The sequence below is a fragment of the Agromyces sp. NPDC057865 genome (genome assembly GCF_042796995.1).
Classification (GTDB): Bacteria; Actinomycetota; Actinomycetes; order Actinomycetales; family Microbacteriaceae; genus Agromyces.
Genome location: NZ_JBHVMJ010000003.1, coordinates 33,223 through 56,201, shown reverse-complemented (window position 1 = coordinate 56,201; position 22,979 = coordinate 33,223). Strand labels below are relative to the sequence as shown.

Below are 22,979 nucleotides of genomic sequence, written 5' to 3'. Positions count from 1 at the left end.
GGCGTCATCCCAGCTCACCCAAACCGTAGGGATCGCGAGGCTGATACTGGAAGATCGTCGTCGGGACCACGATTCCGAGATCGTTGAACCGGTCGACGAATCGAGGGCGCACGCCGGTCGGAACCGCGTGTCCTCGGAAGCGCCCGTCACTGTCTACGCCCGCGGCGAAGTCGAAGGCGAATGCGTCCTGCAGGGTGATGATGTCGCCCTCCATGCCCTGTACCTCGGTCAAGCTCACCACGCGCCGCGTGCCGTCCCGGAGCCGGGAGATCTGCACGACGAGGTCGATCGCGGACGAGATCTGCTCACGGATCGCACGGAGCGGAAGGTCCATGCCTGCCATCAGCACGAGCGTCTCGAGGCGGGCCAGAGCGTCGCGCGGCGAGTTGGCGTGGATCGTCGATATAGATCCCTCGTGACCGGTGTTCATCGCCTGGAGCATGTCGAGGCTCTCACCACCACGAACCTCGCCGATCACGATGCGGTCGGGCCGCATGCGGAGCGAGTTCCGAACGAGGTCGCGGATCGTGACTTCGCCCCGACCCTCGATGTTCGCCGGCCGACTCTCGAGGCGCACCACGTGCTCCTGCTGCAGCTGGAGCTCGACGGCGTCCTCGATGGTGATGATGCGCTCGTCGCCGGGGATGAACGCGGAGAGCACGTTCAAGAGCGTGGTCTTTCCCGTGCCGGTTCCACCGGAGACCAGGATGTTGAGCTTCCCGCGCACTGACGCGTCCAACAACGTGGCGATCTCGCGCGTGAGGGTGTCGAAGCCGATGAGGTCGTCGACCGTGTACGGCGTGCGCGAGAACTTCCGGATGGTGAGCGACGACCCGTCGACTGCGAGCGGGGGGATGATCGCATTCACTCGCGATCCATCAGCGAGGCGTGCATCCACCAGTGGGGACGACTCGTCGATGCGACGACCCACTCGCGACACGATCCGTTCGATCACCCGACGCAGCTGCGGCTCGCCCGTGAACCGGCTCCGCGACTCGTACAGGCGACCATTGCGCTCGACGTAGATCTGATCGAACCGATTGACCATGATCTCGGTGACGTGCGCGTCGTCGAGCAGCGGTTCGAGCGGACCGAATCCGAGCACGTCGGCGCCGATCTCGGTGATGAGACGGTTCCGCTCGGCACTGGTGAGCGCCACCTGCTCGGCCTCGACGATGTAACCGAGCTCCTCGCGCGCGAGTGCGTGAAGCTTCTCCTCGGTGAGGGTCGTGTCGTTGAGACGCGATCCGATCCGACGGAACAGTTCCTCCGCTGCACGCTCCTTGAGCTCCAGGAGTGCATCCGAGACCGGTGCGGGCTCCGCATTCCCGGTCAATGCCGTCCACGTACTCGTGTGCTGCTCGGATTCGACCGACGAGGAATCGCTCTCCTCCGTCACACTCGACGATGCGTCGACGAGCGCAGGCTCTTGGAGCGTGAGGTCGAATTCCTCGGCTTCCGCCGCTCGATGTACGCCCTTGGCGCGCTCGAGCCGATCACTCAGGCTCATCACGCCCTCGCTTTCCTGTGGATGCGCTTCCGGGTCGGAACCGCGGTGGGATCGATTCGAAGCACGACCCCGCGTATCGCCTTCGCAGCCGGATCTCGGACGTCGTGGTGGATGAGGGGAACACCATCGTTCGAAGCGAGCACGACCGCGGTCGATCGCGGAACCTCGACATCGATCTGGGCTCCGATGATGGTCTCCGCATCTTTCCGCAGGAGTCCGTTGTTCTTCTCGACGAAATTGAGCACGATGTGCCGGTTGTTGGGCACGAGGTTGAGTGCGACGAGCAGTTCGAATTCCTTGCGAAGGGCACGCAGGCTCGGAACGGTCATGTTGGTCACGAACACCCCGTCGGTCGCATGCTCGAGCGCCGTCAACGTGTGCTCACCGAGACCGGGCGTCGTGTCGACGATCACGTAGCGGAACATGGTCGCGAGGCGATCGAGCAGTGCACCGAGCGACGCGGTCGTGACGTGGTCCGCGAGTTCCGGTGACGGTGGCGCAGCGATGACGAAGAAGTCGTCATCGTGATGCGCCAGGAGCGCCTTCAGCGCGACCTCATCGGTTCCGGCCTGAGCGACATCGGTCAGCGAGTAGTGGGGTTCGAGATCCAGGGCATTGGCGATGTCGCCGAACTGGACATCGGCGTCGACCAACACGACGGAGTTCGGTTCGACTTCAGCGAGCCCCGCCGCGAGATTGATGGCTGTCGTGGTCTTGCCCTGGCCGCCCTTCGGGGCCGCGACGACGATGACCTCGGACCTCACGTTCTCTGCGATCGGCGGGAGGATCCACTCGGGTTCTGCGGGATCTGGCTCCGACTCCGCCTCCGGCTCGGATTCGTCGTCGAGGTCCGTCTCTTCGAGCGCGGGCCGCGATTCCCGCTCGAATTGCGGGTTCAGAAGGGCAACGAGTACGTCGTCACCCTCCGCTTCCTCGACCTCTGACTCGTCGATGAACTCTTCCCCGTCGTCGGGAAGGCGGCCCGACACCGCCAGCCAGGAGTCGAGGCGGGTGATAAGCCCTTCGTTGGTCGAGTCGGCGGCATCCGGGCTGAGGACCGCGTGGATCTCCATCCCGTCCACCCAGTCTTCGAGATCGGAGCGCTGCTCGCGGACGACGATCAGCCCGATGCCGGGGTACCGCGCGCTGAGGCTCTCGCTGAGCGCTTTCGTCTCCTCGAAGCTGAGTAGTGGTCCGAGTAGTGCGATCCGCGGTTGACCGACGACCTTGTCGACGACCGCCTCGGCACCGAAGGTGACGTACTCGGCCGGTACGATCTGCAAGCGCGCACGGATCAACCTGCGGAGTCGCGACTCGTACTCCGCACTACGGCTGACCAGCAAGAACCTGGTCACTGGAAGATGTTCTCCCCGTTGCGCTGGGTGCTGCCGGACTGGTCGGCGGTGTCGGGCTCGAGCGTCAACCAGATGCCGCCGTTGTTGTCGTCCTGCTGCTCCGCCGCGTAGGCGATCTTCTCTACCTGCGGAGTGGTCGCTGCGAGCGTGACCAGGAAGGCGCTGACCTCGGTCGACTCCTCCGAGTCGCCCGACACGAGCGTCCGACCGGGGGTGACGCGGGTCACGAGCATGCCGTGGTAGGTGAACTGGGTCTGCGCGGTCTGGTCGTTCACCGACTGGCTCGCGGTGTTCGACGAGATCACGACGCCCACCTTGCTGCCGGGCACCACCGCTCCGCCGACGACGCGTTCGACCGGAAGTGCGACGGTGATCTCCTGCATGCCCGCGGGGACCGTGACTTCGCCTTCGGCGGCGAGCTCTTCGGGGTTCGAGAACCTGGCTTCGATGAGCTGTTCACCCGGATACAGGGTCGCATTGGCGACGAGGCCCTCGAGCGTGGTCAGGTCGGTGACGATGTCGGACTGGATGGAGATCGCGGGCAGCTCATCGACTTCGATGAACTCGTTGATCGACTCGCCGGGCGTCCCCTGGGGCACCTCGTCCGTGACGATGTACACCTTCTGGAACTCGGCACCTTCGGCTGCGCGCGCGTCCGCACTCTGTACGTAGAGGTAGAGGGCGAAGCCTCCAGCGACAGCGAGGAGCACTGCCACGATCGCACCGATGATACGGATCATCTCGGGCGCCTTTCTGTAGGGAGTCCGGCGGTCTGGAACAGCCGAGTCATGTCAGGTTATGCAGGTTCACGGAAGGATGAGTCGGACGATCGCAGCGCCGGTCCCTGCCCCCGTGCCGCTGCCAAGCTTGAAAGCGTCGCTCACAGAGACGTATTTCATGAAGTAGCCCTGGATACCGCGACAGTTGCCCGTGCAGCGGGGGGCCCCCGGGTCGGTGTAGCTATTGCCACCAGTGATCTTGAAGCCGGTCACCTTGAAGGCGGCGAACTCCCTGACGTGGAACTGGACGTTGTTGCCGGTGCCGGTGAAATCGTCGTAGACGGGGAGAAAAACCGTCTGGCCGATCAGACTCGCGAAGAGGCTGTCGTTGCATCCGGTTCCATTGGCGTTGTTCCCGGTCGTGCTCGCTACCCAGGGGTTGGCAACGTCGACTACGACGGAGCAGTCGGAGTCAGCCAGCCATCCGAAACCGCCAGGAGCGAAGGCGCCAGGACAGTTCCGCCTCGTGCCCGTGTTGTACTCCACAAGGATCTTCGTCGGATTCGCCACGCCCTCCTGCGGTGGATGGTCGGCGAACTCGCAATACCCGATGGCCAGAGGGATGGTTGTTCCACGCACGGGAACGCCCCACTCGGCGGCGCCCTCCGCGTGCACCACCGTTGCATCGCCGATCCCCGGGATCATCGACGCGAGAGGATGCCGCACGCCGAGATTCTCGGTCTTTGTCTTCACTGTGACGATGTTGGAGCTCGTGTTCACGGCGACCGATTGGATGTCGGCGACGTTGTCGTTCGAGTCGTTCGCTCCGGCGATCGATGCCGGAGTCGGACTAATGCAGGCTGCTGCGGTCTCGCTCTTGCCACACGCGACCGCAACCTGCAGTGCCGCTGCATCGGCGCCGTTCTGCAGTTCCGCCTTCTCGGCGTAGAGCGCGCCCACATCCACCGCGATCCCACCGAATCCGAGCAGCGGGATCAGCAGGAGCCCGAACAGCACAGCACTCGCGCCGCGTTCGCGGTCAGCGTGCCCAATCAGCCGCCGCATGGCATGGCCCCTTTACCTGTAAGCGTCATCGATGCGCCGAACCAGCCGGTCAGGAGGTCGGTGGGGTAGGTGATGGTGACCGTCATGGTCCCGCCGGGCGAACACGTCGCCGGGGAGAACGACACCTGCCCGCCGGCGATCAACGGGTCCAGCGCCGGAGCGCCGGACGTCGCCGCCGTCCTCGCCTTGACCTGGTCGTTCGAGATCGCCATTACGCGTGCAGAGGCGCGCGCCGCATTGCTTAGCGAGATTTGCTCGTTGTACAACCGGCTGAACTCGAAGATGCCGAACACCAGGAGCAGGAGCACCGGGACGATGAGCGCGAACTCGACGGCGGCGGCCCCCCGCTCTCGGGAGATCCTACGCATGCGCATCCTTCCGATCGACGGCGACGCGGACCCCGGGTGGCCCCGGAGTCCGCCTCGCCGCAGATGCGGTCGCTTCGTGGACGTCTAGCCGAGCTCGGTCGCCACGTCGGTGAACATGCCGTTGAGCGCCAGCGCGAGTGCACCGAGGCCGACGACGATGCCCAGCGCGACGATCGCGATGATGAGGCCATACTCAGCGGCGTTGCCGGACTCGTCGGCACGGAGGGCGTTGAGGCGCGCCTGGGCGCGCGTGTAGAGCTTGAGCATTGCAGGATCCTTCGGGTTCGGGGGTAACACTTGCCGCCGGCGGGCACCAGCGGCTGATTGACGGTAACCGTGCGTATGCATACCGAGCCATGCCCCGTTTGGGGGTCTGAGAGCGTTTGCAGCACATGAGCCCGTGGGAAAGCCCGGAAAATCGCGGATTCACCGATTCCTGGTCCCCCGGTCTGGGGGTACGAACGTGTACCCCAAGGGGGTTGACACGAGAATCTTTGGGCGAGTTCAGGGACCGGTGTAGAGCATCGCGATCAGAGCACCTGCGAGCATCGATGGACCGAACGGAATCGACCCACGGAGGGTGACGCGCCGCAACAGCAGCGCCACGATCGCAATGATGCCCCCCACAACGAACGCGGCGAGCAACCCGACAACCCACGCGCTCAGCCCGAACCACCCGAGCAGGAGGCCGATCACGAGCGCGAGCTTGACGTCCCCCATGCCCATAGCCGAGGGCGAAATCAAGGCGATGACGAAGTACACCGCGAACATCCCCGCCGCTCCGGCAGCCGCCCAGACCAGAGCCATCCATTCGCCCGCGGCCCACGTCGGCGGGACGAGCAGCACCCCGACGACCCCGAGCGTCGGGAAGATGACCGCATTCGGGAGCCGCTTCTCAGCGAGGTCGACAAGGGCGAGCACCGTGGATGCCGCGGCGAAGACGAGCAGGGCGGGCAGGATCCACGAGAGGCCGAACCGCCAGGCGAGCGCGCCGTATGTGACGGCGGTGACGACGGCGCCAGCCACACGGACGGTGCGCAGCGGCATCCGCTCGCCCTTGATCGAATACTGGGTCCAGGCGGCGAGCGGCCACCACCCCAGGGCGGCCCCGACGATGGCCGCGACCACGGCGGTGGTCACGGTCTCGAGCGGCATGATGTGCAGCGTAGCGGCTCGACGCATCGACAGCGTGCGCCGCGACTGCCACAGTGGAGGGACCACACGGAGGGGGCGACATGGCCGGCGAAGTCGAGCTCGCATACGAAGCGGTCACGCGCGAGCTGCTCATGGACGAGGACTACGACGTCGATCTGACGCCCGACGGCCTGCTCGTGAAGGGCCGGCTGTTCGCGTTCCTCGAGGACGACGACCTCGTCGTGGAGCTGCCCGAGGCCCGCTCGGCCGACCTGCGCGAGCGCGGGATCGCCGTGGCGTTCCACTCGACGAAGGGCGGCGACAGCCGCAACTGGGTGCGGGTCGCCGATCTGCAGCTCTGGTCGGAGCTGGCCCGGGAGGCGCACCAGTTCGTCGGCGAGCCGCCGGTCGGGCATCAGTCGTAGGGTACCCGGGGCGTGGTTTCGAGACGCGTCCGGCTCCGCCGGGCGCTCCTCAACCACCGGTGTCGGCTTCGGCCGGCGCTACTCGACCACCGGGACCTAGCTCGCCAGCTCGTCGCGCGAGATCGTGACCATCTCGTCGCGGGGCACGACCTTGACGCGCACCCGGCCCTCGGCCGCGCCGAGCGCGAGTTCGTGCTCGTCGAGGCGGTGCCAGCCGTCGAGGTCGGTCCACTCGATGCCGCGTGACTCGAGCATCTCGATCACCGACTCCTCCGACGGTGACTCGGGACGCCACCAGTTGCCGAGGTCGTTGATGAGGTGGCGGATCGTCTCCATGGCGTCGGACTTCGTGTGCCCGATGAGGCCCACAGGGCCGCGCTTGATCCAGCCGGTCGCGTAGACGCCGTACATCTGGCGCGGGTCGCCCGACTCCTTGTCGCGGATGAGCACCTGGCCCTCGTGGTTCGGGATCACGCCGAACTTCTTGTCGAACGGGATGCCGGGCAGCGGCGTGCCGAAGTACCCGACCGCGCGGTAGACGGCCTGCACGGGCAGCTCGCGGATCTCGCCCGTGCCGCGCACGCCGCCTGCGCCGTCGGGCTCGGTGCGCTCCCAGCGGATGGCGCCCACGCGGCCGTTGCCGTCGGAGAGGACCTCGAGCGGCTTGGCGTAGAAGTGGAGGTGCAGGCGACGCGATGCCTGCCCGACCTCGCGCTGGCGCCACTGCTGCAGCACCTTGTCGATGACGAAGACCTGCTTGTTGCCCGAGACCGCCGCGCGTGCGGCGTCGTCGTAGTCGAAGTCCTCGTCGTACAGGATCATGTCGACGTCGCGCAGCTCGCCGAGCTCGCGCAGCTCGAGGGGCGTGAACTTCACCGACGTCGGGCCGCGGCGGCCGAACACGTGCACGTCGGTGACGGGCGACTCGGCGAGGCCGGCGGCGACGTTCGCCGGGATCTCGGTGGGCATCAGGTCCTCGACGTGCTTCGCGAGGATCCGCGAGATGTCGAGGGCCACGTTGCCGTTGCCGATGACCGCGACCTCCTCGGCCTCGAGCGGCCAGGTGCGCGGGTAGTCGGGGTGCCCGTCGAACCAGCTCACGAACTCGGCGGCGCCGTAGGAGCCCTCGAGTTCGATGCCCGGGATGTTGAGCGACGCGTCGCGCACGGCGCCGGTCGCGAAGATCACTGCGTTGTAGTGGTGCTTGAGGTCGTCGAGCGTGATGTCGGTGCCGAAGCGCACGTTGCCGAAGATGCGGATGTCGCCGCGGTCGAGCACCTCACGCAGGGCGGTGATGATGCCCTTGATGCGGGGGTGGTCGGGCGCGACGCCGTAGCGCACGAGTCCGTAGGGCGCGGGGAGGTGGTCGAAGAGGTCGATCGAGACGTCGAAGTTCCGCTCGGCCTTCAGCAGGATGTCGGCGGCATAGATGCCGGCGGGGCCGGCTCCGACGATCGCGAGTCGCAGCTTGTTCCTCGTCACGGGCGTGGTCTCTCCATCAGGTCTGGCTGTCGGTCAGCTCTGTCGCTCCACGATCGTCTCGGCGAATCGCGTGAGCGCCTTCTTCACGCTGCCCTCGGGCAGCGGCGCGAGCGCATCCACGGCCTCGCGCGCCCACCGGTGGGCCTCAGCGAGCGTAGCGCGCGTGGCCTCGTGCTCGCGCAGCTCCGCGACGATCGAGTCGACCGTGCGGCGCGACGGCACGATGCGCGCGGCCTGCGTGTTCGTGTCGTGCGGGTCGAACGCGGTGGCGGGCTCGGCGACGGTCACCACGTCGCGCTTGATGCGGCGAAGCAGGTCGGCGGATGCGGCATCCGTGCGTGCGAGCTCATCGAGACGCAGCAGCGGCAGCGTGACCACCCCGGCGCGCAGGTCGGTGCCCGGAACCTTGCCGGTCTCCTCGGGCTGCGGCGAGAGGTCGATGACGTCGTCGATGAGCTGGAACGCCACGCCGATCTTCTCGCCGAACTCGACGATCGGCTTCTCGAAGGCGGGGTCGGCGCCCGAGAACACGACGCCCGACTGCGCAGCCGCCGCGATGAGGGAGCCGGTCTTGTCGGCGAGCACCTGGATGTAGTGCGCGATCGGGTCGTCGCCGTTGGTGGGCCCGACCGTCTCGTGCAGCTGGCCGAGCACCAAGCGCTCGAACGTGTCGGCCTGCATGCGGATCGCCCGCTCGCCGAGGCTCGCCATGAGCTGGCTGGCGCGGGCGAAGAGGAGGTCGCCCGTGAGGATCGCGACCGAGTTGCCCCACACGGTCTGCGCGCTCGGCACGCCGCGGCGGCGCTCGGAGTCGTCCATGACGTCGTCGTGGTACAGCGAGCCGAGGTGCGTGATCTCGATGGCCTCGGCCGCGGTGACGACGTCGTCGGTGACGCCCGCCCCGAGCTGGGCCGTGAGCAGCGTGAGCATGGGACGCACGCGCTTGCCGCCCGCCTCGAGCAGGTAGCGCGTCGAGACGTCCGCGATCGAGTCGGCGAAGCTCACCTCGCGCAGGAGGCCGGCCTCGACGCGCTCGATGCCGTCGTCGATCGCACGCGCCATGGCCCGGTCGGCGGATGACGCGAAGACCCGCTCGCTCAAGCCGAGATTCGCGGCGAGCGCGGAGCCGCGTCGGGCGACCGGACTGCTCGGTTTCACGTTCCCCAGCCTACCGGTGCGGTTCCTGTGAGCCGTGTCGATGACGGCGAGCGGATGCCCCGTCGCTCGCCGCCTCGGCGATGGCGCCGGTGGTCGAGTAGCGCCGGCCGGAGGCCGACGCACCCGCCCGGTCGTCGAGTAGCGCCGCCGGAGGCGACGCGTATCGAGACGCAGCATGGGTCTCGATACGCGTCCGGCTGCGCCGGGCGCTACTCGACCACCGGGAGGGGGCTGCGCCGGGCGCTACTCGACCACCGGGTCGGGCTTGCGCGCCCGGTGCAGCGCGACGATGCCCATCGAGAGGTTGCGCCACTCGACGTCGACCCAGCCCGCGTCGCGGATCCAGCCGGCGAGCGTGCGCTGGTCGGGCCACGCGTTGATCGACTCGTTGAGGTACTCGTAGGCGGTGTCGTTCGAGCTCGACAGCTTCACGAGCGAGGGCATCACGTAGCGCTGGTACGCGTGGTACCCGGTCTTCACGACCCCTGCCGGTGGGTGCGAGAACTCGCAGATGACCAGGCGTCCGCCGGGCTTCGCGACGCGGAAGAATTCCGCGAGCGCCTGCTTCGGCTCGTTCACGTTGCGCAGGCCGAACGAGATCGTGACGGCGTCGAACTCCTCGTCGCCGAACGGGAGCTTCGTGGCATCCGCCTCGACGAAGACGATGTTCGGCATGCCCACCTGACGACGGCGTCCGACCTCGATCATGCCGGGCGAGAAGTCGGCGGCCACGACGGATGCCCCGGACTTGGCGAGGCTGGCGCTCGACGTGCCGGTGCCCGCCGCGACGTCGAGGATGCGCTCCCCCGCCTTCGGTGCGACGGCCTTCGTGGTGGCAGCCCGCCACAGCGGTGCATTGCCCACCGAGAGCACGTTGTTGGTGCGGTCGTAGCGGGCCGCGACCCGATCGAACATGGCCGAGACCTGGTCGGGATCCTTGCCGAGGTCCGCGCGTGTCATCCCTCGAGTCTACGGCGCGCACGCCCGCCGTTCCGGCGCGGTCGGCCCGCCTGCGAAGGTCCTGAGCGCGCTGCATACATCGGAATGCAATCGGATGCCGCGGCGTTCCATCACCCGGAAGCTATGCGGGCGGACGCCCGCGGGGAGGAATCCATGAAGGCCATCTGGAACGGCGCGGTGATCGCGGAGTCCGACGACACGATCGTGGTCGAGGGCAACCACTACTTCCCGCGCGAGTCGCTCGTCGACCAGCACTTCTCGTCGAGCGGCAACCGGAGCGTCTGCCACTGGAAGGGCACCGCCAGCTACTACCACGTCGAGGTCGATGGGCAGCGCAACCCGAACGCGGCCTGGTTCTACCCGACGCCCTCCGAGGCGGCGACCGAGATCGCGGGCCACGTCGCCTTCTGGCACGGCGTGGAGGTCGTCGCGGCCTAGTTCGGCGGCACGGGGTTTCGAGACGCGTCCGGCTCCGCCGGGCGCTCCTCAACCACCGGGCTCTAGGCTGGTGCGGTGATTCACCCGGATGCCTCGGCGTCGCACGCCGCGCGACCGCGTCTCGTCGTCCGCACCGAGCCCGTCGACGAGCTCGCCCCCCTGATCCAGCGCGCCGACCCGCGGCATCCGCTGCTCTGGATGCGACGCGGCGAGGGCATCGTCGGCCTCGGCGAGACGCTGCGGATCGAAACGAGCGGGAGCGACCGCGTGGTCGACGCCGCGGCCGCGTGGACGTCGCTCGCCGCCGACGCCGACATCGACGACCGCGTCGGCCTGCCCGGCACGGGTCTCGTCGCGTTCGGCGCGTTCGCGTTCGCCGACGAGTCCGAATCGACGAGCGTGCTGGTCGTGCCCGAGCTCGTGCTCGGCATCCGCGAGGGACGCGCCTGGGTCACCCGCATCGCGCTCGCGACGGGCGACGACGAGGCGGCGGATGCCGCGGCCTCCGACGTGCTCCAGATCCCCGATCCGGCGCCGAGGCGTCGCGTTCCCCGGGTGACGTTCTCACCGGGCGCGGTGCCGCCCGAGCAATACCAGGCCGCCGTGGCCGAGGCCGTGCGCCGCATCGACGCGGGCGACCTCGAGAAGGTCGTGCTCGCCCGCCAGCTCCTCGGCGAGCTGCAGGAGGAGGACGGCCTGCGCGCGACCATCAACCGCCTCGCCGAGGACTACCCCGACACGTGGGTGTACGCGGTCGACGGCCTCATCGGAGCGAGCCCCGAGACGCTCGTGCGCGTCGACCACGGCACGGTCTCGGCGCGCGTGCTGGCCGGCACGACCGCGCGGGGCGCGGGCGAGGCATCCGATCGCGAGCGCGCAGCGGCACTCGCCTCGTCGGCGAAGGACCTCGCCGAGCACGCCCTCGCCGTCGCGAGCGCCGTGAAGCGCCTCGAGCCGCACACCGCGCGCCTCGACACGAGCCCCGAGCCGTTCACGCTCCAGCTGCCGAACCTCTGGCACCTCGCCACCGACCTGAAGGGCACGCTGGGCGATGGATCGAGCTCGCTCGACCTCGTGCAGGCGGTGCATCCGACCGCCGCGGTCGCCGGCACGCCGCGACGCGTGGCGCTGCAGGTGCTCGCGGAGCTCGAGGGGTTCGACCGCGGCCGCTACGCCGGCCCGGTCGGCTGGATCGACGGCGGAGGCGACGGCGAGTGGGCGATCGCGCTGCGCTGCGCCCAGGTCGCGCCGGACGGCACCGTCGCCGCCTACGCGGGCTGCGGCATCGTGCACGACTCCGTGCCGGCCGACGAGCTCGCCGAGACGGTCATGAAGTTCCGTCCGATCGTGGAGGCCTTCGGCGGCTGACCCCCTCCGGTCGTCGAGTAGCGCTCGGAGCCCCTCGGTCGTCGAGTAGCGCTCGGCGCAGCCCTCCGGTCGTCGAGTAGCGCTCGGCGAAGCCCTCCCGTCGTCGAGTAGCGCTCGGCGAAGCCGAACGCGTATCGAGACGCGTCACGCCGGTCTCGATACGCGTGCTTCGCTCGCTACTCGACCACCGATGGCGCAAGCCGGTCTCGATACGCGTGCTCCGCTCGCACCTCGACCACCGGTGGCGTCACGTCGCCGCGAGCAGCCGCGCCTTCTCCGCCTCGACGTCGTACTCGACGCCCGGCCACTGCAGGTCCATCGCCTCGAGCGCGTCGATGAGCAGGTGCTGCACCGCGAGCCGCGCGTACCACTTTCGATCGGCGGGCACGACGTACCACGGCGCGATCGGCGTCGACGTGCGGTCGAACAGCACCTGGTAGGCGTCCTGGTACTTGGGCCAGAGCATGCGCTCCTCGATATCGCCCGGGTTGAACTTCCACTGCTTCTCGGGCCGCTCGAGCCGATCGAGCAGGCGCACCTTCTGCTCGGCCGCCGAGATGTGCAGCATGACCTTGACGATCGTCGTGCCCTCGTCGACGAGCTCGGCCTCGAACTCGTTGATCGCGCCGTAGCGCCGCTCGATCTCCTCGGGCGGCGCGAGCTCGCGCACCCGGCCGATGAGCACGTCCTCGTAGTGCGAACGATCGAAGACGCCGATCTTGCCCGCCTGGGGCGCCTCCTTCCGGATGCGCCAGAGGAAGTCGTGGGCGAGCTCCTCCTCGGTCGGCTTCTTGAAGGCCGCGAGCTGCACGCCCTGCGGGTCGACCGAGCCCATCACGTGCTTGATGATGCCGCCCTTGCCGGCGGTGTCCATCGCCTGCAACACGAGCAGCACGCGACGCCCGTCGTCGCCGGCCTGGTGGTTCGCATAGAGGCGCTCCTGGAGGTCGGCGAGCACGAGCGCACCCTCGGCGAGGGCTGCGACGCCGCCCGCCTTGTTGCCCTCGAAGCCCGGATGCGTGTCCGTCGGGGCGGTGATCAGCTGGAACCCCGGCTCCACGCGCAGGAGCAGCTTCGGGTCCTCGGTCCAGTACGACTCGCGGCTCATGTCACGCTCCCCTCGCGCGACGCGGCGACGCGCAGGTCCATCCTGTCGAGCGGGCGGATGCCGCGGCAAGGGGTGGCGCGGAACGTCAGCGCTCGAGCGGCACCTCGACGAGCTGCGGGCCGTCGATGCGGCCCGTGAGCGCCTCGTCGAGCTCGCCGCGCGTCGTGACGCGGACGTAGGCCCAGCCGTAGGCCGCGGCGAGTGCGGAGAAGTCGACCTGCTGCGGCGTGAACTGCACCCGGTCGAACGCCTCGGGCGGGGCCGAACCGGCGACCTCGAGCGCGTCGAAGATCGTGCCGCCGCCGTCGTTGCCCACGATCACCTGGATGCGCGGACGCTGCTCGCCCTGCCCGAGCAGCAGCGACCCGACGTCGTGCAGCAGCGTGAGGTCGCCGATGAGGGCCCGGGTGACGCCACCTCCGCTGGTTGAGGAGCCCGGGTTCGGCGACTGGCTCGCGATCGCGATGCCCAGCGCCGTCGCGACGGTGCCGTCGATACCCGCAAGGCCGCGGTTCGAATGCACGGTGATTCGCCGTCCGGGCACGGCTCGGTCGGCGTCGCGGATGAGCCTCGACGCCCCGAACACGAGCCGGTCGTGCGGCCACGTCGCGGCCCACAGCGCATCGACGAGCATCCGCCGGGTCACGGGGGCCCGCACGACGGCGAGCTGCGCACGCATGTACTCGCGCTGCGCGGCGAAGTCCGACACGTGCCCGGTCTCGTCGATGCCGTCGCGCACGGATGCCACGGCCGGCAGCCCCTCGTCGACGAGCATGCGGCTCGCCCGCACCCAGCGGCCGGTCCACGCGCGCTCCTCGGGTGTCTGCGCGTGGTCGGCCGCGCGCACCGCGCGCTCGAAGCGGCGCACCTTGTGCCCGGGGTTGTACCATTCGCTCCCCCACGGCGCCACGACGATCGTCTCGACGCCGTCGCGCTGCACGAGCGCGGGCACCTCACGGGAGAGCGTCGGATGCCCGAACACCACGACGCGCTCGACGGAGTCGCCGAATCCGGGCTCGTGCAGCAGCTCGCGGTAGGCGACGACGAGGTTCGGACCGAAGTGCGCGCCGCTCGTGACCTCGGCGGCGAGCGGCCAGCCGCCGGCGCGCGCGAACTCCTCGGCGATCGGGCCGGCGCCCGCGCCGGCGACGACGAGCGTGCGCGGTCCGGCCTCGATGACGGTCGCGTCGACGGATGCCGCGTTCGCGCCCTGACGGTCGAGCGCCGCCCGCTCGCCCCGGGCACTCGCCCGCGGCGGTTCGTCGAGCGGGACCACGGCCGACAGCGGCTCGCGGTACTGGAGGTTGAGGTGCACCGGGCCCGGGCCGGGATGCGGCACGGGATCGCCAGAGGCGTCGCGGCCGAGCGCCGCGTCGACGGCCTCGCGGGCGAGGCGCGATGCGGCATCCGCTTCGCCTGCGCTGTCATTGGGTGCAGCGACGTCGCGCTCGAGCCGCACGGCGCCGGCGAAGATGCCCGGCTGCACGGTGGTCTGGTTCGAGCGGATGCCGCGGAGCTCCACCGGGCGGTCGGCGGAGCACACGATGAGGGGCACGCCGGCGTGGTGCGCCTCGAGCACGGCGGGGTGCAGGTTCGCGACGGCGGTGCCCGAGGTCGTCACGACCACCGCCGGACGGCCGGACTCGACGGCCGTGCCGAGCGCCAGGAAGCCCGCGCCCCGCTCGTCGATGCGCACGTGCAGGCGGATGGCGCCGACGCGCTCGAGCTCCGCCGCGGCGAGCGCGAGCGCCTGAGAACGCGAGCCGGGCGCCACGACCACGTCGCGCACGCCCTCGCGCACGAGCGCGCCGAGGAGCGCCGTCGCGGCATCGCTCGCGGGGCTCCGCCGGGTCACGACCGGTCGGGGCTCCGCATCACCCATTCGGGCGCCCGGAGGGGCCTGCCTCGCCGGGCGCGTCGGGGGCGTCGGGTCGCTTGCGCTCGGTGCCGAGGGTGTCGCCACCCGTCTCGAACCCGTCGGACGAGACCTCGCCGGCGGCACGACCCTGCGAGCGTCCGGGCTTGGACGGTTTCGCGGGGTCGTCGTCGTCGAGGTCGGCGAGCTCCTGCTCGAGGCGGCGGATTCGCTCGTCCTGCGCGGCGTCGTCGCGGAGCTGACGAAGGAACTCGGCGTCGTCGTCGGGCGCCATCGTGCGACCCCGTGCGGAGCCGACGCGGTTGGCCCGCCCGCGGCCGATGATGAACCACAGCAGCGGCCCGATGATGGGCACGAAGAGGATCACGACGATCCACCATCCGCGGCGCAGTCCGCGGATGCGCGTCCGGTCGAAGAACGCGCAGTCGGCGACGGCGTAGATCGTGAAGATCACGGCGGCGACGCCGAGTCCGAAGAGCAGCCGGGCCATTCTCACAGTCTAGGCGCGTCGCGGCCCGTTAGGGCTGTGAGAGCGCTCAGGGAGCGTCGACCTACACTGTCATGGTGAAATCCGTGCCCACCTGGATCTGGTTCACCGCGCTGCGCGTCCTGCTCTTCGCGGTCCCGCTCGCCGTGCTGCTCATCGCGGGCGTGAATCCGTGGGTGTCCGCGGCCGTCGCCGCCCTGTTCGGGCTCAGCGCCTCGCTGCTCTTCCTGCGCCGCCAGCGCGAGGAGATCGCGGGCGACCTCTACGCCGCCCGCCACCGCGAGAAGCCCGCGGTGCGCGTCGACGACGAGGAGGAGGACGCAGCGGTCGACGCCGCGGAGTCAACCCCCAGCGACGAGGAGCGCCACCGGTGATCGAGTAGCGCCGTCGAAGGCGACGCGTATCGAGATCTCCACGTACTGCGCCTCGATACGCGTCCGGCTGCGCCGGGCGCTACTCGACGACCGGCGGCCTGAAGCTCAGAACGCGAACGCGAGCCCCAGCCCCACGCCGTAGGCGAGCGCGGTGAAGCTCGCGAGCTGCAGCGCCAGCAGCAGCTCTCGAGTGGTCTTCGACCAGAGCACGATGATGCACGCCGGGATCGCCAGGAGCAGCGCGAACATGACGAGCCACGCCGTCGGGTAGAGCAGCGCGAAGAACACGACGAACGCGAACGGCACGAGCATGAACACGGCGAACAGGATCCGGCCGGCGCGCGGCCCCACGAGCACCGCGAGCGTGCGCTTGCGCGCGGCCTTGTCCTGCGTGACGTCGCGGAGGTTGTTCGCCATGAGCACGGCACAGGCGAGCAGCCCCGCCCCGACGCCGCCGAGCCACGCCTCGAGGTTCACCGTGAGCGCCTGCACGTAGGCCGACCCGGCGGTGGCGACGAGGCCGAAGAACACGAAGACGAACAGCTCGCCGAGTCCGTAGTAGCCGTACGGATGCTTCCCGCCCGTGTAGAACCACGCGGCGACGATCGCGACGGCACCGACCGCGAGCAGCCACCACTGCTGCGTCACGATCACGAGCGCGAGGCCCGCCAGCGCCGCGAGCGCGAAGAAGCTCAGTGACACCGCGAGCACCTGCTTGGGCTTCGCAGCGCCCGAGCCCGTGAGTCGCGCGGGTCCGACGCGGTGGTCGTCGGTGCCGCGGATGCCGTCGGAGTAGTCGTTGGCGAAGTTCACCGCGATCTGCAGGGCCAGCGCGACGACGAGCGCGAGCAGGGCGCGGGCCGGATGCCACGGGCCGTCCGCGATGGCCACGACGCCGGCTCCGGTGCCAAGCGCGACGGGCGCGATCGCGAGCGGCAGCGTGCGCAGGCGCGCACCGGCCACCCAGTCGGCGGCGGTCGCGGGGCCGCGCGGGGCGCGCGGGCCGGAGCCCGCTCTCGCCGGATTGCCCGACTTCCCGTAGGTGCGGGCGCGGACGTCGTCGGGGTTCACTCGCTGGGGTTTCGGGCGTGCCACACGGCCATGGTAGTTCGCGACGCTATGTCTTCGTCGGTCGTCGAGTAGCGCCCGCCGGAGGCGGACCCTTCCCGGTCGTCGAGTAGCGCCCGCCGGAGGCGGACCCTTCCCGGTCGTCGAGTAGCGCCCGCCGGAGGCGGACGCGTATCGAGACGTGGCGAGCCTCATTCGATCGGCATCGTTGCGTCTCGATACGCGTCGACTTCGTCGGCGCTACTCGACGACCGGTGGTTGCGTCTCGATACGCGTCGACTTCGTCGGCGCTACTCGACGACCGGAGTCGCGACCCCGGCCTCAGCGCACGTCCTTCACGGCCTCCAGGTAGCGCGCCACCACCTCGAGCTCGGCGATGGTGAACTGCTCGTGCACGCGGTTCATCCCGTCGAGGATGCCCCGGTACGGGTCGTCCTCGCCGCCCTCGCCGGCGCCCGCCATCGCCTCGGGCCGAGCGCGCACGACGACCCGCCGCCGGTCGTTCGGATCGGTCGTCCGCTCGATGAATCCCCGCTGCTCGAGCCGGTCGAGCACCCGGGTGGTCGTGCTCGTCGGCAGCTCCGTCTGCTGGCTCACCTCGCCGGCGGTCATCGGCGCGCCGTTGCGGGCGATGTAGCCGAACGTCTGGAAGTCGACCACGTTGAGCCCCAGCGAGCGCGCGATGCGCTCGTTCGTCATCACGGACGAGGCGATCACGAGCTGCATGAGTCCCGCGATGCGTCCGGTGACCTCCGCCTTGCTTGACATCTGCGCTCCGACTCCTTATCGTTCCCGTTATGGGATTATCCCATATCGGGACTATCCCGCAATGGAAGCAACTTCAGCATACGAAAGGACGACGAGCATGGCCACCACCCCACGCCGAGGCCTCGCCATCGGCATCCTCCTCTTCGCCTCGTTCATGGACCTCCTCGACGTCACGATCGTGCAGGTGGCGCTGCCCTCGATCGGCGCCGACCTCGGGGCGTCCGAGGCGCAGCTCGAATGGATCGTGAGCGGCTACATGCTCGCGTTCGCCGTCGCGCTCATCACGGGCGGCCGCCTCGGCGACCTGTTCGGCCGTCGCCGCATCTTCCTCGTCGGCGTCGCCGGGTTCACGCTCGCCTCGGCGGCCGCCGCGTTCGCCTGGTCGGGCGACGCGCTCGTCGTCACCCGCATCGCACAGGGACTCTTCGCCGCGCTCATGGTGCCGCAGCTGCTCGCCTCGGTGCAGGCGCTGTTCTCGCCGAAGGAGCGTGCGCCAATGTACGGCCTCATCGGCGGCGTCAGCGGCCTCGCCGCGGTGCTCGGTCCGGTGCTCGGCGGCTGGCTCGTCGACGCCGACCTATGGGGCCTCGGCTGGCGCACGGTGTTCCTCATCAACATCCCGGTGGGCATCGTGATCTTCGTGCTGGCCGCCCGGTTCGTGCCCGAGACGCGCTCGCCGCGCCCGATGCGCCTCGACCTCGTCGGCGTCGCGCTGCTGAGCGCCGTCGTGCTCGCGTTCATGGTGCCGCTCGTCGAGGGCCAGTCGCTCGGCTGGCCGGCCTGGCTGTGGTGGCCCGTCGCCGCGGGCGTCGTGCTGCTCGGGGTCTTCGTGCTGCACGAGCGCCGGCGCATGCGCCGCGACGGCTCCGCCCTGCTGCCCATGCCGCTGTTCGCCGATCGCGGGTTCTCGGCGGGCATCGTGACGCAGGCCGCGTTCCAGGGCTCGCTCAACGCGTTCACCCTGCCGTTCATCATCTACCTGCAGGTCGGACTCGGCTTCGACGCCCTCACCGCGGGCCTCAACCTCCTGGCGTTCAGCCTCGGCGCGCTCGTGGGCACCGGCGTCGTGATCCCGCTCGTCGGACGCGTGGGCAAGTACCTCGTCACCGCGGGCGCCGTGATCCTCGCCGTCGGCGTGCTCTGGGTCTTCGCAGTGGTCGCCGAGACCGGCGCCGACTTCACCGGCTGGGCCGCCGTGTGGCCCATGCTCCTGTCGGGCCTCGGGCTCGCGCTGCTCATCATCCCGCTCGTCGACGTCGCGCTCGCGACGGTGCCGGTGGCCGACGCCGGCGCGGCATCCGGTGCCTACAGCACGTTCCAGCAGCTCGGAGCGGCGGCGGGCGTCGCGATCTCGACCACCGTGTTCTTCACCGTGATCGGCGACGACTGGAGCCGCGAGCACGTGCTCACCGCGCTGCAGGTCTCCGTCTGGGTGTCGGTGGCGGGCTTCGCGATCGCGGCCCTCGCCAGCCTGCTGCTGCCGAGCCGCCGTCGCGTGCAGGCGCACCTCGAGGAGGCGCGCCGCCTCGCCGTGGCCGACGTCGACCCCGAGGCCGTGGAGCCCGCGCCCGTCGCGTGAGGCTAGCCGTCCCCGCCGCCGCGCATCCTCGCCTCGAGGGCGCGGCGGTCGGGCTTGCCCGACGCCAGCAGCGGCAGCGCATCCACGAGCTCGAGGCGCACGGGCCGGGCGGCGGGCGGCAGGCGGGCGGCATCGGTCGCCGCCGCGAGGGCCTCGAGCCCGGCGGATGCCGCGGCGGCATCCGTGCGCGTCGCCACCACCGCCGCGCGCTCGCCCCACTCGCGATCGGGGACGCTCACCGCGACCGCGTCGGCGAACCCCGGGACCGCCCGCACAGCCCGCTCGACGTCGCCGAGCGAGACCTTGACGCCGCCCGAGATGATCACGTCGTCGGCGCGGCCGCGGATGCGGAGCGTGCGGTCGTGCGTGAGCTCCCCGAGGTCGCCCGTGCGGTACCAACGCGTGCCGTCGGCGTCGGTCGTGAAGGCGGCCGCGGTGCGCTCGGGGTCGCCGAGGTAGCCGTCGGCGAGCATCGCGCCCGACAGCTCCACGGCGCCGGTCCCTGAGCCCGTCGAAGGGCGGTGCCCTGAGCCCGTCGAAGGGCGGCGCCCTGAGCCCGTCGAAGGGGCGTCGACGATCCGGATGGCGACACCGTCGAGTGCACGGCCGTCGTAGACGCATCCGCCGGCGGTCTCGCTCGAGCCGTAGGTGCGCGTGATGCGCACGCCGAGCGTGTCGGCGGCAAGGGTGAGGGCAGGCGAAGCGGCCTGTCCGCCGAGGAGGATGCGGTCGAACACGTGCAGCGCGTCGGCGACCTTCGGGTCGGTGTGCGCCGCATCGACCAGCCGCTGCAGCTGCACGGGCACGAGCGACGTGTACCGCGGGTACCGCTTGTCGAGGCGAGCGGATGCCGCGACGAACTCGGCCGGGTCGAAGTGCTCGCCGGCGAGCAGCACGGGCTCGGTGCCCGCCACGATCGAGCGGACGAGCACCTGCGCGCCCGCGATGTAGTGCACGGGCAGGGCGAGCAGCCACTGCCCCGGACCGTGGAGCGCGGCCTCCGTCGCCGCGGCGCTCGCGCGGAGGGCGTCGGCGGAGAGCAGCACGCGCTTCGGGGCATCCGTGGAGCCGCTCGTCTCGACCACGAGGGCGATGTGGTCGTCGACGAGCCAGGTGGGGTCCGCCGCGGGTTGAGGAGCGCCCGAAGGACGCGTCTCGAAACCCCCCACCGGAACGGGCCACACCGCGGGCCCGCCCGCGAGGGCGGCACGGAGCGCGTCCGCTACCGCGGTCACGTCACTCGCCGGAACCCGGATCAGCGGCTTCATCGCGGCCTCAGTAGTGCCACGGGTACGGACCCCAGTCGGGGTCGCGCTTCTGCAGGAACGCGTCGCGGCCCTCGACCGCTTCGTCGGTCCCGTACGCGAGCCGCGTGGCCTCGCCGGCGAACACCTGCTGTCCGACCATGCCGTCGTCGACCGCGTTGAAGGCGTACTTCAGCATGCGGATCGCCGTCGGCGACTTCGTGAGGATCGTGCGCGCCATCGCCAGCGCCTCGCGCTCGAGGTCGGCATGCGGCACGACCCGGTTCACGGCGCCCATCTCGTAGGCGCGCTGCGCCGAGTACTCCTCGGCCAGGAAGAACACCTCGCGGGCGAACTTCTGCCCGATCTGGCGGGCGAAGTACGCGGAGCCGTACCCGGCGTCGAACGAGCCGACGTCGGCATCCGTCTGCTTGAACCGGCCGTGCTCGCGGCTCGCGATCGTGAGGTCGCAGACGACGTGCAGCGAGTGCCCGCCGCCGGCCGCCCAGCCGGGCACGACCGCGATGACGACCTTCGGCATGAAGCGGATGAGCCGCTGCACCTCGAGGATGTGCAGGCGGCCGAGCGAGGAGAGGGAGGGGTCTCGGGAGGCGTGCGTCTCTGCGTCGGCGTCCTGGGTCTCGATACGCGTCGCCTCCGGCGGCGCTACTCGACCACCGGGCTCCTCGTACTTGTAGCCGTCGCGACCGCGGATGCGCTGGTCGCCGCCCGAGCAGAACGCCCAGCCGCCGTCCTTCGGGCTCGGGCCGTTGCCCGTGAGCAACACGACGCCGATGCGGGGGTTCGTGCGGGCGTCCTCGAGCGCGCGGAACAGCTCGTCGACGGTGTGCGGCCGGAACGCGTTGCGCACCTCGGGCCGGTCGAACGCGACACGGGCGATGCGCCCGTCGTTCGAGTGGTGGTAGGTGATGTCGGTGAAGCCCTCGGGCCGCCCGCCGGGGACGCCGGGTGCGGCATCCGTCCACTCGCTCGCATCGAACAGTTCGGAGACCTCGCGCGCCATGCGTCCAGCCTATTCCCGACGTTCCGACGGAGCGGGCGGGTACCTCCGCGGCCTAGGTGACGGGAAGCGGCGGCTCGGGCGTGGGACCGCCGGTGAAGAAGGCGACGACGCCCGCGTACACGACCGAGCCGACCCAGATCGCGCCGTAGGTGAGCGGGATGAGCGCCGCGACGAGCAGCACGAGTCCGATGACGGCGATGACCACGTTGCGGCCCGCCGAGTCGCGGCGCACCTCGGTCTCCTCGACGCCGAGCTGGTCGAGTTCGTCGGACATAGGCACCCCCAAGGAACCTCACGCTAACAGACGAGTGTTCTCCGGTTCACAGGTGCCACGATGGGAGGGTGACCGATGACGCCGCACTGCCGACCTCCGGCGCGCTCCCGACCCTCGACGAGCTGCTCGCCACGGCGCGCGTCGTGGCCCTCCCGATGGTGACGCGATTCCGCGGCATCGAGGTGCGCGCCGCGATGCTGCTCGAGGGCCCCGAGGGCTGGACGGAGTTCTCGCCCTTCGCCGAGTACGACGACGAGGAGGCATCCGCGTGGCTCGCCGCGGCCATCGACTTCGGCTGGAGCGCGCCGCCGCCCGCGCTGCGCGACCGCATCCCCGTCAACGCGACCGTGCCGGCCGTCGACCCCGACAGCGTTCGCGTCGTGCTCGAGCGCTTCCCCGGCTGCCGCACCGCGAAGGTGAAGGTCGCAGGCGGCGACGAGACCCTGTCGACGGATGTCGCGCGCGCGCGCGCCGTGCGCGAGGCGCTCGGCCCCGAGGGACGCATCCGCGTCGACGCGAACGGCGGCTGGAACGTCGACGAGGCCGAGCACGCGATCCACGCCCTCGCGCCGTTCGACCTCGAGTACGTGGAGCAGCCCTGCCCGTCGATCGACGAGCTCGCCGAGATCCGCCTCCGCACGAAGTACATGGGCATTCCGATCGCCGCCGACGAGAGCGTGCGGCGGGTGTCCGACCCGCTCGCGGTGGCCGAGGCGGGCGCGGCCGACCTGCTCGTGATCAAGGCGCAGCCTCTCGGCGGCATCCACCGGGCGCTGCGGATCATCGAGCGCGCCGGGCTGCCCGTGGTCGTCTCGAGCGCCCTCGACACGAGCATTGGCCTCGCGATGGGCGCGCACCTCGCGGCATCCGTGCCGAACCTCGACTTCGACTGCGGCCTCGGCACGGCGTCGCTGCTGGCGGCGGATGTCACGCGGGCGCCGCTCCTGCCCGAGGACGGGTCGATCGCGGTGCGCCGCGTCGTGCCCGACCCCGAGCTGCTCGACCGGTACGCCGCCGACGAGGCGCACACCGACTGGTGGCTGGAGCGCCTCGGTCGCGCCTACGCGGTGCTCACCGCCGGCCCGGCGGCCGAGTAGGGCGAAGCGCGCCGAAGGCCTAACCCCCCGGATTGGGCACTCATGGCGGAGACAAGTCTCCGCTAGTCAGGGGTCGCACGGATGCCTCGCGTCGACGA

24 protein-coding genes are annotated in these 22,979 nt (G+C 70.3%); 6 read left to right on the top strand and 18 right to left on the bottom strand.

What is annotated here, in order from left to right:
• Nucleotides 1–4: 4 nt before the first annotated feature.
• The 7 genes from ACFVN5_RS13235 to ACFVN5_RS13205 form a co-directional block, all read right to left on the bottom strand.
• Nucleotides 5–1,510, bottom strand: coding sequence for a CpaF family protein (locus tag ACFVN5_RS13235; RefSeq protein WP_376955700.1), 1,506 nt, complete (start codon nt 1,508–1,510; stop codon nt 5–7).
• Entirely contained in the window at nt 1,510–2,865 is a 1,356-nt protein-coding gene (locus ACFVN5_RS13230) for a CpaE family protein (protein WP_376955699.1), read from the bottom strand. Before ACFVN5_RS13230 ends, ACFVN5_RS13235 begins: the two co-directional genes overlap by 1 nt.
• On the bottom strand, nt 2,862–3,605 hold the full coding sequence (locus ACFVN5_RS13225; RefSeq protein ID WP_376955698.1) for a Flp pilus assembly protein CpaB: 744 nt from the start codon (nt 3,603–3,605) through the stop codon (nt 2,862–2,864). Before ACFVN5_RS13225 ends, ACFVN5_RS13230 begins: the two co-directional genes overlap by 4 nt.
• 66 nt (nt 3,606–3,671) lie before the next feature.
• Nucleotides 3,672–4,649 carry a pilus assembly protein TadG-related protein gene (locus ACFVN5_RS13220; protein WP_376955697.1) on the bottom strand — a complete coding sequence of 326 codons (978 nt, stop codon included), beginning with the start codon at nt 4,647–4,649 and terminating at the stop codon, nt 3,672–3,674.
• Nucleotides 4,637–5,017, bottom strand: a complete 381-nt coding sequence (locus ACFVN5_RS13215) for a TadE/TadG family type IV pilus assembly protein (protein WP_376955696.1) — start codon at nt 5,015–5,017, stop codon at nt 4,637–4,639. The genes ACFVN5_RS13220 and ACFVN5_RS13215 overlap by 13 nt, the downstream gene beginning before the upstream one ends.
• A gap of 84 nt (nt 5,018–5,101) precedes the next feature.
• Nucleotides 5,102–5,284 carry a Flp family type IVb pilin gene (locus tag ACFVN5_RS13210; protein WP_376955695.1) on the bottom strand — a complete coding sequence of 61 codons (183 nt, stop codon included), beginning with the start codon at nt 5,282–5,284 and terminating at the stop codon, nt 5,102–5,104.
• A 237-nt stretch (nt 5,285–5,521) separates the two neighbouring features.
• Nucleotides 5,522–6,157 carry a prepilin peptidase gene (locus tag ACFVN5_RS13205; RefSeq protein WP_376955693.1) on the bottom strand — a complete coding sequence of 212 codons (636 nt, stop codon included), beginning with the start codon at nt 6,155–6,157 and terminating at the stop codon, nt 5,522–5,524.
• Nucleotides 6,158–6,252: 95 nt separating this feature from the next.
• Here ACFVN5_RS13205 and ACFVN5_RS13200 point away from each other — a divergent pair, with 95 nt between their 5' ends.
• Nucleotides 6,253–6,576 carry a hypothetical protein gene (locus ACFVN5_RS13200; RefSeq protein ID WP_376955692.1) on the top strand — a complete coding sequence of 108 codons (324 nt, stop codon included), beginning with the start codon at nt 6,253–6,255 and terminating at the stop codon, nt 6,574–6,576.
• A 96-nt stretch (nt 6,577–6,672) separates the two neighbouring features.
• Here the strand turns inward: ACFVN5_RS13200 and ACFVN5_RS13195 are convergent, their stop codons facing one another.
• The 3 genes from ACFVN5_RS13195 to ACFVN5_RS13185 form a co-directional block, all read right to left on the bottom strand.
• The gene (locus ACFVN5_RS13195) at nt 6,673–8,058 is read right to left on the bottom strand and encodes an FAD-dependent oxidoreductase (protein ID WP_376955691.1); all 1,386 of its coding nucleotides are present in this window, start codon (nt 8,056–8,058) and stop codon (nt 6,673–6,675) included.
• Nucleotides 8,059–8,091: 33 nt separating this feature from the next.
• Nucleotides 8,092–9,216, bottom strand: a complete 1,125-nt coding sequence (locus ACFVN5_RS13190) for a polyprenyl synthetase family protein (RefSeq protein ID WP_376955690.1) — start codon at nt 9,214–9,216, stop codon at nt 8,092–8,094.
• Nucleotides 9,217–9,459: 243 nt separating this feature from the next.
• Complete coding sequence (locus tag ACFVN5_RS13185) at nt 9,460–10,176, bottom strand: class I SAM-dependent methyltransferase (protein ID WP_376955689.1); 717 nt, start codon at nt 10,174–10,176, stop codon at nt 9,460–9,462.
• Between the two features lie 153 nt (nt 10,177–10,329).
• Here ACFVN5_RS13185 and ACFVN5_RS13180 point away from each other — a divergent pair, with 153 nt between their 5' ends.
• Entirely contained in the window at nt 10,330–10,614 is a 285-nt protein-coding gene (locus ACFVN5_RS13180; RefSeq protein ID WP_376955688.1) for a DUF427 domain-containing protein, read from the top strand.
• Nucleotides 10,615–10,689: 75 nt separating this feature from the next.
• Nucleotides 10,690–11,982: an isochorismate synthase MenF gene (locus ACFVN5_RS13175; RefSeq protein WP_376955687.1), complete on the top strand. Its 1,293-nt coding sequence runs from the start codon at nt 10,690–10,692 to the stop codon at nt 11,980–11,982.
• 247 nt (nt 11,983–12,229) lie between these two features.
• Here the strand turns inward: ACFVN5_RS13175 and ACFVN5_RS13170 are convergent, their stop codons facing one another.
• From ACFVN5_RS13170 to ACFVN5_RS13160, 3 genes are all read right to left on the bottom strand, one after another.
• Nucleotides 12,230–13,090 (bottom strand): polyphosphate kinase 2 family protein, encoded by an 861-nt coding sequence (locus ACFVN5_RS13170; protein WP_376955686.1) that lies wholly within the window; start codon nt 13,088–13,090, stop codon nt 12,230–12,232.
• An 85-nt stretch (nt 13,091–13,175) separates the two neighbouring features.
• Nucleotides 13,176–14,972 (bottom strand): 2-succinyl-5-enolpyruvyl-6-hydroxy-3-cyclohexene-1-carboxylic-acid synthase, encoded by a 1,797-nt coding sequence (gene menD, locus ACFVN5_RS13165; RefSeq protein ID WP_376955685.1) that lies wholly within the window; start codon nt 14,970–14,972, stop codon nt 13,176–13,178.
• Nucleotides 14,965–15,456 (bottom strand): PLD nuclease N-terminal domain-containing protein, encoded by a 492-nt coding sequence (locus ACFVN5_RS13160; RefSeq protein ID WP_376955684.1) that lies wholly within the window; start codon nt 15,454–15,456, stop codon nt 14,965–14,967. The genes menD and ACFVN5_RS13160 overlap by 8 nt, the downstream gene beginning before the upstream one ends.
• A gap of 74 nt (nt 15,457–15,530) precedes the next feature.
• Here ACFVN5_RS13160 and ACFVN5_RS13155 point away from each other — a divergent pair, with 74 nt between their 5' ends.
• The gene (locus ACFVN5_RS13155) at nt 15,531–15,827 is read left to right on the top strand and encodes a DUF4229 domain-containing protein (protein WP_376955683.1); all 297 of its coding nucleotides are present in this window, start codon (nt 15,531–15,533) and stop codon (nt 15,825–15,827) included.
• Between the two features lie 105 nt (nt 15,828–15,932).
• Here ACFVN5_RS13155 and ACFVN5_RS13150 read toward each other — a convergent pair whose 3' ends face one another.
• Together ACFVN5_RS13150 and ACFVN5_RS13145 are read right to left on the bottom strand one after the other, a co-directional pair.
• On the bottom strand, nt 15,933–16,922 hold the full coding sequence (locus ACFVN5_RS13150) for a 1,4-dihydroxy-2-naphthoate polyprenyltransferase (RefSeq protein ID WP_376955682.1): 990 nt from the start codon (nt 16,920–16,922) through the stop codon (nt 15,933–15,935).
• Nucleotides 16,923–17,216: 294 nt separating this feature from the next.
• Nucleotides 17,217–17,663, bottom strand: a complete 447-nt coding sequence (locus ACFVN5_RS13145) for a MarR family winged helix-turn-helix transcriptional regulator (RefSeq protein ID WP_376955681.1) — start codon at nt 17,661–17,663, stop codon at nt 17,217–17,219.
• A 97-nt stretch (nt 17,664–17,760) separates the two neighbouring features.
• Between ACFVN5_RS13145 and ACFVN5_RS13140 the strand changes: the two genes are divergently transcribed.
• Nucleotides 17,761–19,242: an MFS transporter gene (locus tag ACFVN5_RS13140; RefSeq protein WP_376955680.1), complete on the top strand. Its 1,482-nt coding sequence runs from the start codon at nt 17,761–17,763 to the stop codon at nt 19,240–19,242.
• 2 nt (nt 19,243–19,244) lie between these two features.
• Here ACFVN5_RS13140 and ACFVN5_RS13135 read toward each other — a convergent pair whose 3' ends face one another.
• From ACFVN5_RS13135 to ACFVN5_RS13125, 3 genes are read right to left on the bottom strand one after another with little or no spacing between them, the layout of a single operon-like run.
• Nucleotides 19,245–20,510 (bottom strand): AMP-binding protein, encoded by a 1,266-nt coding sequence (locus ACFVN5_RS13135; protein WP_376955679.1) that lies wholly within the window; start codon nt 20,508–20,510, stop codon nt 19,245–19,247.
• A gap of 7 nt (nt 20,511–20,517) precedes the next feature.
• A complete protein-coding gene (locus ACFVN5_RS13130) occupies nt 20,518–21,510 on the bottom strand; it encodes a 1,4-dihydroxy-2-naphthoyl-CoA synthase (protein WP_376955678.1) in 993 nt (330 codons plus the stop codon).
• 52 nt (nt 21,511–21,562) lie between these two features.
• Entirely contained in the window at nt 21,563–21,784 is a 222-nt protein-coding gene (locus tag ACFVN5_RS13125) for a hypothetical protein (protein ID WP_376955677.1), read from the bottom strand.
• A gap of 68 nt (nt 21,785–21,852) precedes the next feature.
• On the opposite strand from ACFVN5_RS13125, the gene ACFVN5_RS13120 reads away from it, so the two are divergent.
• Nucleotides 21,853–22,881, top strand: coding sequence for an o-succinylbenzoate synthase (locus ACFVN5_RS13120; protein ID WP_376955676.1), 1,029 nt, complete (start codon nt 21,853–21,855; stop codon nt 22,879–22,881).
• Nucleotides 22,882–22,979 lie beyond the last annotated feature (98 nt).